This is a genomic window from Pseudoalteromonas sp. SR45-4, assembly GCF_014163535.1.
GTDB classification, from domain to species: Bacteria; Pseudomonadota; Gammaproteobacteria; order Enterobacterales; family Alteromonadaceae; genus Pseudoalteromonas; species Pseudoalteromonas nigrifaciens.
In genome coordinates, this window is sequence record NZ_JACJDO010000010.1 from 87,002 (window position 1) to 98,187 (window position 11,186).

Genomic DNA, 11,186 nt, shown 5'->3' on the forward strand with positions numbered 1-11,186 from the left:
ATAACAGCAAATAAATTACCCTACCGTATTCGCTTTAAGCGATTAAACTAATAGATTTAATCAAATTTTATAGTGATAACTTACCCGCTATAATTAAAACCACAAAACGTTATAACTCTATAACTCTACTTTTTACAGGAAGGTACACCGTGAACTCGCTAAATAATGTAATCCCTAATTCAGTTAATAAAGCAGCGCAGCCAAAAATTGCGCTGATTGCTGAAGGTGGCGGACAGCGAGGTATATTTACAGCCGGTGTACTCGATGCGTGGTTAGAGCAAGACTACGACCCATTTGATTTATTTATTGGTACTTCTGCGGGCTCGCAAAACTTAACTAGTTTTTTAGCAAGGCAAAAAGGCTATGCAAAGCGTTTGATCAGAGGGCTGTCGCGTAATAAAAACTTTTTTCAATTAGGCCGTGGTTTAATTGGTAAGCACATAATGGACTTAGACTGGTACTTTGATAAAACCACTGAGGTGAATCGGAGTTTAGATTTTAAAACAGCCAAAAATAACTTAGGGGATCGTGAACTGCTTATTACAGCAACTAACTCACGAGACCGTAAACCGTACTTTTTAGCGCCTACAGGCGAGAGCAAGCAATGGCGTGAGCTATTAAAAGCATCAAGTGCGTTACCATTTTTGTATAAGCAAGGTGTAAAACTAACACCTTGGATGAACACTTTAGCAGCTAACGAAGCCGAGCTTGCCTTAGAGCAAGTAGAGCCAGCAGTAGCCGACTTTTATTTAGATGGCGGCCTTGCAGCACCTTTACCTGTACGTGAAGCCTATAACCGAGGCGCACGTAAAATAGTGGTGATCCGCACGGTTGATATTAACTTTCAAGTACAATCGGCATGGGTAAACAAACTAAGATCATTTGTGTGCGCATCAGGCTATTGTCCTAAAACCATAGATTATTTACTACAGCACGAACAAGCATACCAAGAAGAGTTGGAGTTTATTGCAAACCCACCGGAAGATGTTGAAATTATACAAATTTTTGCAACCGAAAAACTGCATAGCAAATTACTTGGCAGTTCAGATAGCGATTTACGCTTTGATCACAAACTTGGTTTACAGGCAGGGCGCGCATATTTAGCTGAGCAAAATCCGCAAATTTGGGAGCATAGCCATAATCATCAAGCATTGCAGTACTGTTATAACTAAATATAACTATAACTAAGGGGCTTATTTACTCAATTGCATTGAGATAATAAATAACTCCTTTGCTGGCGTATATAGTGCACGCCAGCATTAATTTTAAGTAGACGAAAGCAAAATACTGGTTTCGCTATTTAAAATACCGTTTATCTCTCTTACTTGCCTAAGCACCCCATCAAACTCACTTAAGTTAGCCGCTTGAATTTCGGCTACTAAATCCCACGCACCATTAGTAGTGTGCAATTTAGTTAGCTCAGGAATGCCGCGCATCGTTTTTATAACTTGCGAGGTTGACTTACCTACCACTTCTACCATCATAATTGCTCTAACTGCTTCAGTTTCAATATGCTGATGTACACGCACGGTAAAACCTAAAATTGCCCCAGATGACAGTAATCTATCTAACCTATTTTGTACTGTGCCCCGCGACACGTTTAATGTAGTGGCTAAGGTTGAAATAGAAGCGCGGCCGTCTTTTCTAAGTTCGGCTATTAATGCTTTGTCGAGGACGTCGTAAATATAGGGAGTCATAGGGTACGCCATAGGTAAATTTTGATCAAAATACTAAATTTAATCATTACTGCCTAGCAAAATGATAAAAAATAATGCTATTTGTATAACTAATTGCCATTTTAACTGGCGCACCAGAGCGATAAACTGCCTATAAATAATTGCACACACTTACTTATAGAGGTTTTAATGACGCATTTTATAGCACAGCCAAAACAAGGCGTTCCTTTTGTTAGCGTACAAACAATGGCACAGCTTATAAATAAACTCGGCATAGAAAATGTTTTACAACAGCTAACAAAGCGACTAGAAACAGACTTTGCTCGTTGGCAGCAGTTTGATAAATCCCCGCGTTATGCAGCGCATTCACCAGAGGGCGTAATAGAGCTTATGCCAGTGAGCGATGGCGAACTATTTAGCTGTAAGTATGTAAATGGGCATCCTAAAAATACCTTTAGAGAGCTGCAAACCGTTGCTGCATTTGGTATTTTAGCCGATGTAGATAGCGGTTATCCGGTTATGATCAGCGAAATGTGCCTACTTACCGCACTAAGAACTGCAGCCACTTCAGCATTAGTCGCCAAATATTTAGCCCCTGAAAATGCAACCACACTAACGCTAATTGGTAACGGTGCGCAGTCTGAGTTTCAGGCGTTGGCATTTAAAAGTGTACTGGGTATTACTCATATTCGTTTATACGATATAGACCCAAGTGCGTCGCAAAAAGCCTTTAATAACCTCACTGCCTATGGCTTAAACGTCACTATTTGTAACAGTGCTGCAGAGGCTGTAAAAGGCGCGCACATAATAACAACCTGCACTGCGGATAAAACCAATGCCACAATTTTAACCAGCGAGATGATCCCACAAGGCGTGCATATAAATGCCATTGGTGGCGACTGCCCAGGTAAAACAGAGTTAGATGCAAAGCTGTTGGAACGCGCCGCTGTATTTGTAGAGTACGAGCCACAAACACGTATTGAAGGTGAAATTCAACAAATGAGGGCTGATTTTGCTGTAACCGAGTTTCATCAAGTTATTAATGGACAAGCTTGCGGGCGTGAGAGTCAGCAACAACTTACTATTTTTGATGGTGTGGGCTTTGCTAGCGAAGATTTTACGGCATTGGCATTTATTCGCGATCAGCTCATTGCAACGGGGCAGTACAGTTTGCTTGATTTAATTACCCAGCAAGCCGATCCGCGTAATTTGTTTTCGGTTTTAATCACTGAGCATACGCAGCAAGAGAGTGTGGCATAAGTATGGTAAACCAAGCACCAAATAGTATTGTGATGGTTCGCCCACATCATTTTACCTCTAACCCGCAAACTATGCGTGATAACACATTTCAGCGCAGTTGTTTAACAACTGATCAAAGCTTACACGCGTATAACGAAGTAACAAATGCAGTTGAAGTGTTAAAGCAAGAAGGGATCTGCGTTCACCTTTTTGAAGATGAGCATAAAGATACGCCCGACTCGGTATTTCCTAATAATTGGTTTACTACTCACCAAAATGGCGAAATACTAACCTATCCAATGTACGCAAAAAGCAGAAGAGCAGAATATCGCAAAGATATTATTGATTTTTTAACGGATCAATATAAAGTGTCTTCAGTGACTGATTATTCACTTTTAGCGAAAGAAAATTCATTCTTGGAAGGCACTGGTTCACTGGTTATTGATCATCAATATAAGTTTGCTTATGCGGTTGAATCAAAGCGAACGACACAGTCAGTTGTTAACACAGTATGCGAGCAATTAAAGCTAACCCCGGTGGTTTTTAATGCCTACGATATGCAAGGCACAGCGGTTTACCATACCAATGTATTAATGTGTGTTGCTACAGAGTTTGCCATGATTGGCTTAGACATGGTGCCAAACGAACAGCGCAGGCAGCTAGTAAGCCATTTATTGCAAAGCTATCATCAAGTCATTGAGTTATCGGGCGATCAAATTAATCACTTTTGCGGCAATGCCATTGAGTTACAGGGTAAAAGCGGACGGATTTTAGCGTTATCAGCAACGGCTTTTAAAGCACTTACTGCAGCGCAAATTAAGGTAATAGAAAAAAGTGCCAAATTGGTGCCTTTACCTATTCCTACCATTGAATCTGCTGGTGGCTCAGTAAGGTGTATGATCGCTGGCATTCATTTACCAACAAAGTAAATGTATAAAATTTAATAGTATAAGGCAGTGTTACTGCCTTTATTATTTTATAACGTATATTTGTGTCGCTTGCAGTGCCTATTTAAATAAGAAATATAACAAGGAATTAGCAATGTTCGATACCGTAGTAAAAAGTGTAAATGGTATTTTATGGGGAGAGGGCCAAGTCCTCATTTACATTTTATTGTTTGCTGGTATTTGGTTTTCGGTGCGTTTAAAAGCCATTCAAATAATTAAATTTAAACATATGTTTAGTTTACTAAAAGGCAGCAGCAAATGTAAAAAAGGCGACATATCATCATTTCAAGCGCTGTGTACTGGTTTATGTGCGCGGGTAGGCACGGGTAACTTAGCAGGTGTTGCCGTTGCTATATCATTAGGTGGCAGTGGTGCCATTTTTTGGATGTGGGTTATTGCCATATTAGGCATGGCCACAGGCTTTGCCGAAAGTGTATTAGGTCAAGTATATAAAGTGCGCGACAGCCAAGGCGAGTTTAGAGGCGGCCCTGCGTATTATATTCAACAAGGATTAGGCAATCGAGCCTTCGCTATTACTTTTGCACTGTGCTTATTTTTAGGTTACGGCTTTACCTTTAGCGCCATGCAAACCAACACCATTACCGATGCACTTAATTTTGCCTTCGAAATTCCCACTTTTTACTCTGGATTAGTGATCACTGTGTTAGCCGGCTCTATTATTGTGGGTGGTTTTAAAGCAATCGCCCGCTTTGCTGAGCGCGTAGTACCGGTAATGGGCATAGTGTTTGTGCTTGTTGCAGTTATTATTACCTTAATAAACTTTACCCAAGTGCCTGCTATGCTTAAAGATATATTCTTATCAGCATTTGGGCTTCAAGAAGCAGGTGCAGGCGCGATGGGCGCAGCAATAAAAAATGGTATTCAACGTGGCCTTTATTCAAACGAAGCGGGCGCGGGCAGTGTGCCACATGCTTCAGCCAGTGCAAGCCCACTGCCTAATCATCCGGTAACACAGGGCTACATTCAAATGTTAGGGGTGTTTTTCGACACCATAGTATTGTGTAGTTGTACTGCGGTTATTATTTTACTTGCCGATATAGACATAAGCGGCGAAATGGAAGGTATACGTTTAACGCAAAGCGCCATGACCGCTCATTTAGCGCAAGGGGGTGTGTACTTTGTAGCAGCCGCTATTACCTTGTTTGCCTTTACGTCTGTAGTAGCCAACTATGCTTACGCAGAAAGTAACTTGCACTTATTTAAACTCGATAACAAAATGGGTCGTGGTATTTATACTTTGCTTTATTTATCAATGATGTTGTGGGGCGCGTCGGCCACATTAAAGCAAGTATGGGATTTAGCCGATATTGCTTTAGGTTTAATGACAGTGGTTAACGTTATCGCTATTATATTGCTAACCCCAACAATATTAGCGGTTACTCGCGATTATCATACGCAACGCGAAAAAGGCTTAGAGCCCGAATTTAAAGTAAATGATGTAAAAGTACAGGGTAAATGCGAAACCGGCATTTGGGACTAGTTAACGTATATTAAGTCACTTTTAGCATTAATAAACGGTTTTATGGCAGCATAAAATCGTTTTTATTTTTGCATAACTATTCTATTTTTAGCCTGGTTATATACAAAGTAATTAACAAGTATATGCCATTAAATAGAAATAAGCAGCGCAATTAAACACAGATTTTATAGGCTAAATTTTTAGATGATCAACATTTACGCAGGTAAAACTGCTGCAAAAATAATAAACGAACAGGGGCTTAAACCCGAATTATTCAGCTCATTTTTAGGTGCCAGCGGCGGGCCAAAATGGTTTACCTTGTTTGGTTTAGACAAATATATATTTGGTGAGTTTTTTAAAAACCATAGCCAACCGCTTAACTTAATTGGCTCATCGGCCGGTGCATTTCGCTCAGCGTGTTTTGCCCAAAACGATCCGGTTGCAGCAATTGAACGTTTAGCAAAATCGTATTCGCAAACTCGCTATTCTAGTAACAAACCAACACCAAGTGAAATAACTATAAAAGCACGCGCATTGCTTGAAGATGTTTTTGGCAATAACGGCGTGGCTGAAATTATAAATAACCCCGTATTTAAAGCACATTTTATAGTGGCAAAATCGAATGGATTTATAGCCAGTGAAAATAAATTATTACAGCTTATGGGTTTATCAAAAAGTTATATGCTTAATCGAGTAAACCGAAAATATTTAGGATCGCAATATGAGCGTTTTATATTTGGCCCAGCAACAAGCGACTTATCAATTACCGACAGCTATAATTTTAAAACACAAAAAATAGCGCTTACCCAAAATAATTTAAAAGATGCATTACTTGCATCGGGTTCTATACCTTTAGTTATGCAAGGGATTAAAAATATTTCCGGTTCACCGCTTGGCATGTATCGCGATGGCGGAATTATTGACTACCACTTTGATTTAAAAATTAACAACCCAGGACTCATTTTATATCCACACTTTAATAGCGACCCAAAACCAGGGTGGTTTGATAAAAATTTAAAACGTAAAGTGTCACCACTTAATTACGATAACGTGGTGATGATCACGCCGTCTAAAGAATTTATAGCAGGCTTACCCTACGGAAAAATTCCAGATAGAAATGATTTTACCGATCTAGATGCAGACACACGCATTAAATATTGGAATACTGTTTTTAGTGAAACTGAAAAGTTGGCTGAAGCATTTGATGAAAAATTAAATAATGAAAGTTTCGATTCAAAGTCATACTAGTAATTTAATAGCTAATAATCCATAAATTATAAGCGAAATAATTAAACGGCTGAAAGCACTTTTTTATTATAAATTTTAATCTGAGGACATCTGTGGCAGTTTAGGAGGGATCTACAAAAGCTGAATATTAAATACACCTCAAACATAACTAATAGTTGCATGTGTAAGTTTACGTGTCAAAATTAAGAGAAAAATATAGTTGTATGAAAATATGGAAAATCTAGTAGAAGAATCAACCAGAATTAAAGAAATGATGCCAATCTATACTGGAACATTAACAGCAATTGTAGCAATTACTGTGGGTGTTATTTCTGGGTGGTGGAATCATATGAATATGAAAGCTTCAATAAAAGGAATGGCTTCCCAAGAAGAAAAAAAAAGGAAATATGAAAAAACTGAAAAAGCATATGAGAATTTTAATATATGGAAAAAAGCATATGATATACGTACTTTTGATATGGTTTCCTATTATCACAGACATATTTCTTATGAAGAAATGATAGCTATGAAAAAAGAGCCAAATTCTCAATATGCTGGGAAAGCATTGGAAACGGTAGAGATGTTGATAGATCTATACTTATGTGAGGAATGCTCAAAAAAATTTAAAAGTGTACTAAGTAAAAGAGATGACGTTGGTAAATATTTTCACGAAAAAAATCAGAGTAAAAAAATATACGAATCATTTAAAAGAAATTTAGATGAATTTGAAGATGCATGTAATGATTTTAAAAAGCAATTAAAAAAAGCAATCACAGTTTAATGTTAAAAGGGCGAAAAGCTTTTAACATTAAAGCGATAAATATAATAAGGTTGTGTCATAGTTATTCCTCTCTGGGTAATCGTATAAATTAATAGCTTTTTTACATGATTAATTTTCCTTAGCTGAGAGATAGCGATACTGGAGTCCACGAACAGATTGAGGGCGCATTTGCGTTATTAATTACGTTATAGTAATAACAGCCCATAAGTTATGTTATGTTAAATTGCCTTATTTAAAAGAAAGCGAGGGTGATTATTCAAATCAGCTCGCTTTTAGGAGAGTAATTTAGGGGTTAATTAAGCTCAGAGTCGACCCAAAACTTAGTACCTTTTAATACTGCTTGTAGTGCAAGGCCGCTTTCGGTCAAAGAATACACAGTAACTTGGTCTGCTATTGCTTCGGCAACTAATGCACCGCCTTTTTCTTTATATTTAGCTGCTGCATCTGCGTTTCCGCCAAATGCCCAACCGTGTTCAATAAATCTGTTTAGTGCCGCTTGGTTATGAAAAACCATAACAACGTTAAAGTCTTTAACACCTAAACCTAGGCCTAAACCGGCTTCGCCCATATTCATGTATGTAGATTTACCCGTTAGGTTATTTTTAATAACACCATAACCACCACCAAAACTAGCTAAAACAACATTGACGTTGGCATTATCAAAAACAGCATAACCTGCAGAGTTAGCAATTTGCTTTTTAACATCTGGTTTTATCGCGTAAAGTTTACTTAATGTATTTGATTCCATGCTATGTACTAATGCACGTTTTTCGCTTGGTGAGGCGCTGCCTGTTGTTGCACAACCCGTGAGCGCGAGTGTAAATACGACCATACTTAGCAAAATAAATCTTTTCATGAATTTTCCTTAAATAACATTTATAACTAGCAAGTATATAATTACAAAATAATAGAATCTATTTATGTCCAATACTAGACAGTATCGGACTTTATGGTTAATCTATAAGTCTATTATTTTATTGAATATTTTATTACTATGCTAGTTGCTTTGGTTGATACGTTAAAACAATTGAGATATCAAATTGCTCATCTTGAAGATAATACTTTAAATTCAGAATATCCAGAACTGGCTACCTTTATACAGCAAGTTGGCTTGACTGTAACTGAATCAAAACAAGATCTTACCTTCTTATACCAGTTTTTATATGTTTATGGTCGCAAATCGGAAGCAACCTATAGTCGGTTTAGAAGTGAGCTTGAACGTTTTTATTTATGGGCATGGTTAGTGGCTGAAAAATCAGTATTTGATTTAAAGCGCGAAGATATTGAAGGTTATGTAGATTTTGTTGTTGAACCAGATAAAGCTTGGGCTACAACATCAGTACAATGGCGTTATAAAGACGAGCAAGGTATTCGTCGTTTAAATACAAATTGGCGCCCTTTCATCCAAAAAGAATCAATTGCTAGCCAACAAACATTATCGGCAATGTTTACTGCACTTAACGTATTTTATAAATTTGCTATTTTAGAAGAAAAAACCTTTGCCAATTTTGTGCCTGTAGTAAAAAAGAATAGTCCCTATTTAGTGGTTCAATCGCAAATACAGATCCCCGATACGCTAAGCGATATACAATGGGAATATGTGTTTGGGGTAACGCGCGACTTATGTGAGCAACAACCTGATCTAGAAAGAAATTTATTTACTCTTGCATGTTTAAAAGGATTATATTTACGGATCTCCGAATTGTCAGAGCGGCCACAATGGTCGCCCGTTATGTCGCATTTTTGGCAAGACAATGATGGTTTTTGGTTTTTGCGTATTATGGGTAAAGGTAATAAATTACGAGATGTAACTCTAAGCGATGATTTTGTTGAATATTTAAAACGCTACCGACTTTATCGTGGTTTACCTGCCCTACCACGCGTTGATGAATCTGAACCTTTGGTGCATAAAATCCGTGGCCAAGGTGGCATGACAGTTAGGCAAATACGACGTTTGGTACAACAAAGTTTTGATTTAGCTCAGCAATCTTTACTTGATGATGGTTTTAAAGATGACTCTGAACAACTTGAAGCAGCAACCGCACATTGGCTTAGACATACAGGTGCAACACACGATGCGCAAACACGACCACTCAAACATTTATCTGAAGATTTAGGACACGCAAAAATAGCAACTACAGACCAAATTTATATTCAAACAAATATAAAAGAACGTGCAAAATCTGGTTTAAAAAGGAAAATATAATGGAATATTTAGTTATTACTTTTATTGGCAGTTTGTTTTTAATTTATTCATTAACAATCCGGCAATTAGAAAGAACCGAAATCACTGGCCCAATGTTTTTTGTGATTGGAGGAATAGCACTTGCCTGGTTTATATCTGAGGAAGTTGAACAATTAAAAAATGGTGGAGCTTATATATTACCTTTAATTGAATTAACTTTAAGTTTGTTTTTATTTACCGACGCTACAAAAACAAAACTAAGCGTTTTAAAACATAGTTATCAGTACCCAAGTTTATTATTATTTGTTGCCCTACCCCTTACCTTGTTGTTAGGTATTGGTACTGCATTATTTTTATTTGCAGAGTTAACACTTATTCAAGCTGCATTATTAGCAATTATTTTAACACCAACCGATGCAGCACTCAGTAAAGGACTATTAGAAAGTACACAAGTGCCCGAAAATATCCGCGAAGGAATAAATACTGAAAGTGGTTTAAATGATGGTTTATGTGTACCTGTATTTTTAATTTTTTTGTTATTAGCTAATAACCCCGAGCTTGGGATCACAGCTTCACAAACTATGATTATTTTTACTCGGGAACTTGGTATAGCGCTATTAATTGCAATTGCGAGTGTTGCGATATTTATTCCTACTTTAAACTTTGCTATGCAACGCCATTATTTTGCACAAAAAACCAGTCCTTTTTTGCTGGTAGGTTTTGCAATGGCGATATTTTCTATTACACAGTATTTTCATAGTAGTGGTTTTATTGCCGTGTTTGTAGCAGGTTTATTGTTTGACCGGTTTTCTCCAGAATCGATACGTTGTGAAATTGTTGAAGACTCAGAGCACATAGCCGATTTTGCTGCATTATTAATTTGGTGTTTATTTGGTTTTGTAAGTGCCTATTTGGTTTTACCAAAACTCAGTTTTGAAATAATCATTTATGCTTTACTTAGTGCAACTTTGATCAGAATAATTCCGGTTATGTTGTCACTGCAATTTACTGCACTGAATATAAAAGAGCGATTTACTTTTGCTTGGTTTGGACCAAGAGGACTCGCATCGATAGTATTTACGTTAATGGTAATTGATACTCAAATAGAAAATAAATATCAGATTGCAACTATTGCTATGACCACTATTTTATTTAGTGTATTTATTCATGGTATAACTACTAAGCCAATTGCAGATAGTTTTGCTAAAAAGTAAAAAGTAAAAAGTAAAAATGCGTAATTTTATTTATAAAGTTACGCATTTTTTAATCAGCCTAATAAAGTTTAATTGCTAAGTAGGTGTGCAAGTAACTCAATTGGATGTTTAGGTTTAAATTTTTCATATCGTTTAACTTGGCTACGACAAGAAAATCCTGTTGATAACAGTTGCTCGGGTTTATTTTTATCTACAATAGGTTTCCAACTCATTTCGTATAGTGCGCGCGAGTTGTTTTGGTTTTGTGCTTCATGACCATAAGTACCCGCCATGCCGCAACAACCAGTACTGGTTGTTTTTAATGTTAAGCCAATATCGCTAAAAATATTTTGCCAAACACTCGCAGCTTTTGGTAAGGCGGTAGTTTCGGTACAGTGGCTTAATAAAGTAAATTCAGTATTAGTATTAGTATTAGTATTAGTATTAGTATTTTGTTT

The 11,186-nt window shown here is 37.2% G+C and carries 10 protein-coding genes and 1 pseudogene; 8 read left to right on the forward strand and 3 right to left on the reverse strand.

Features of this window, described 5'->3' with window-relative positions; all coding sequences use genetic code 11:
* Positions 1–149: 149 nt before the first annotated feature.
* Positions 150–1,172: a patatin family protein gene (locus H5058_RS06755; protein ID WP_179807665.1), complete on the forward strand. Its 1,023-nt coding sequence runs from the start codon at positions 150–152 to the stop codon at positions 1,170–1,172.
* A 93-nt stretch (positions 1,173–1,265) separates the two neighbouring features.
* Here H5058_RS06755 and H5058_RS06760 read toward each other — a convergent pair whose 3' ends face one another.
* Positions 1,266–1,697, reverse strand: a complete 432-nt coding sequence (locus H5058_RS06760) for an Lrp/AsnC family transcriptional regulator (protein WP_058375129.1) — start codon at positions 1,695–1,697, stop codon at positions 1,266–1,268.
* 168 nt (positions 1,698–1,865) lie between these two features.
* On the opposite strand from H5058_RS06760, the gene H5058_RS06765 reads away from it, so the two are divergent.
* From H5058_RS06765 to H5058_RS06785, 5 genes are all read left to right on the forward strand, one after another.
* On the forward strand, positions 1,866–2,936 hold the full coding sequence (locus H5058_RS06765; RefSeq protein WP_182677389.1) for an ornithine cyclodeaminase: 1,071 nt from the start codon (positions 1,866–1,868) through the stop codon (positions 2,934–2,936).
* Positions 2,933–3,844 (forward strand): citrulline utilization hydrolase CtlX, encoded by a 912-nt coding sequence (gene ctlX / locus H5058_RS06770; RefSeq protein WP_182677406.1) that lies wholly within the window; start codon positions 2,933–2,935, stop codon positions 3,842–3,844. The genes H5058_RS06765 and ctlX overlap by 4 nt, the downstream gene beginning before the upstream one ends.
* Positions 3,845–3,956: 112 nt before the next feature.
* On the forward strand, positions 3,957–5,363 hold the full coding sequence (locus H5058_RS06775) for a sodium:alanine symporter family protein (RefSeq protein WP_182677392.1): 1,407 nt from the start codon (positions 3,957–3,959) through the stop codon (positions 5,361–5,363).
* Between the two features lie 183 nt (positions 5,364–5,546).
* Positions 5,547–6,590: a patatin-like phospholipase family protein gene (locus tag H5058_RS06780; RefSeq protein WP_182677394.1), complete on the forward strand. Its 1,044-nt coding sequence runs from the start codon at positions 5,547–5,549 to the stop codon at positions 6,588–6,590.
* Between the two features lie 211 nt (positions 6,591–6,801).
* Positions 6,802–7,350 (forward strand): hypothetical protein, encoded by a 549-nt coding sequence (locus H5058_RS06785; RefSeq protein WP_182677396.1) that lies wholly within the window; start codon positions 6,802–6,804, stop codon positions 7,348–7,350.
* Between the two features lie 292 nt (positions 7,351–7,642).
* Here the strand turns inward: H5058_RS06785 and H5058_RS06790 are convergent, their stop codons facing one another.
* Positions 7,643–8,206 carry a YSC84-related protein gene (locus H5058_RS06790; RefSeq protein WP_011330176.1) on the reverse strand — a complete coding sequence of 188 codons (564 nt, stop codon included), beginning with the start codon at positions 8,204–8,206 and terminating at the stop codon, positions 7,643–7,645.
* A gap of 138 nt (positions 8,207–8,344) precedes the next feature.
* On the opposite strand from H5058_RS06790, the gene H5058_RS06795 reads away from it, so the two are divergent.
* Both H5058_RS06795 and H5058_RS06800 read left to right on the forward strand, forming a co-directional pair.
* On the forward strand, positions 8,345–9,556 hold the full coding sequence (locus H5058_RS06795) for a tyrosine-type recombinase/integrase (RefSeq protein ID WP_011330177.1): 1,212 nt from the start codon (positions 8,345–8,347) through the stop codon (positions 9,554–9,556).
* The gene (locus H5058_RS06800) at positions 9,556–10,749 is read left to right on the forward strand and encodes a sodium:proton antiporter (RefSeq protein WP_182677398.1); all 1,194 of its coding nucleotides are present in this window, start codon (positions 9,556–9,558) and stop codon (positions 10,747–10,749) included. Before H5058_RS06795 ends, H5058_RS06800 begins: the two co-directional genes overlap by 1 nt.
* A gap of 68 nt (positions 10,750–10,817) precedes the next feature.
* Here the strand turns inward: H5058_RS06800 and H5058_RS06805 are convergent.
* A pseudogene (locus H5058_RS06805) lies at positions 10,818–11,186 on the reverse strand (hypothetical protein); the annotation flags it as partial.

What these genes read in the sequence shown, in the direction of transcription:
- H5058_RS06780 (WP_182677394.1), top strand. Translation starts at nt 5,547, where the DNA reads ATGATCAACATTTACGCAGGTAAAACTGCTGCAAAAATAATAAACGAA.
- H5058_RS06785 (WP_182677396.1), top strand. Translation starts at nt 6,802, where the DNA reads ATGGAAAATCTAGTAGAAGAATCAACCAGAATTAAAGAAATGATGCCA.
- H5058_RS06775 (WP_182677392.1), top strand. Translation starts at nt 3,957, where the DNA reads ATGTTCGATACCGTAGTAAAAAGTGTAAATGGTATTTTATGGGGAGAG.
- H5058_RS06800 (WP_182677398.1), top strand. Translation starts at nt 9,556, where the DNA reads ATGGAATATTTAGTTATTACTTTTATTGGCAGTTTGTTTTTAATTTAT.
- H5058_RS06760 (WP_058375129.1), bottom strand. Translation starts at nt 1,697, where the DNA reads ATGACTCCCTATATTTACGACGTCCTCGACAAAGCATTAATAGCCGAA.
- H5058_RS06795 (WP_011330177.1), top strand. Translation starts at nt 8,345, where the DNA reads ATGCTAGTTGCTTTGGTTGATACGTTAAAACAATTGAGATATCAAATT.
- H5058_RS06790 (WP_011330176.1), bottom strand. Translation starts at nt 8,206, where the DNA reads ATGAAAAGATTTATTTTGCTAAGTATGGTCGTATTTACACTCGCGCTC.
- H5058_RS06765 (WP_182677389.1), top strand. Translation starts at nt 1,866, where the DNA reads ATGACGCATTTTATAGCACAGCCAAAACAAGGCGTTCCTTTTGTTAGC.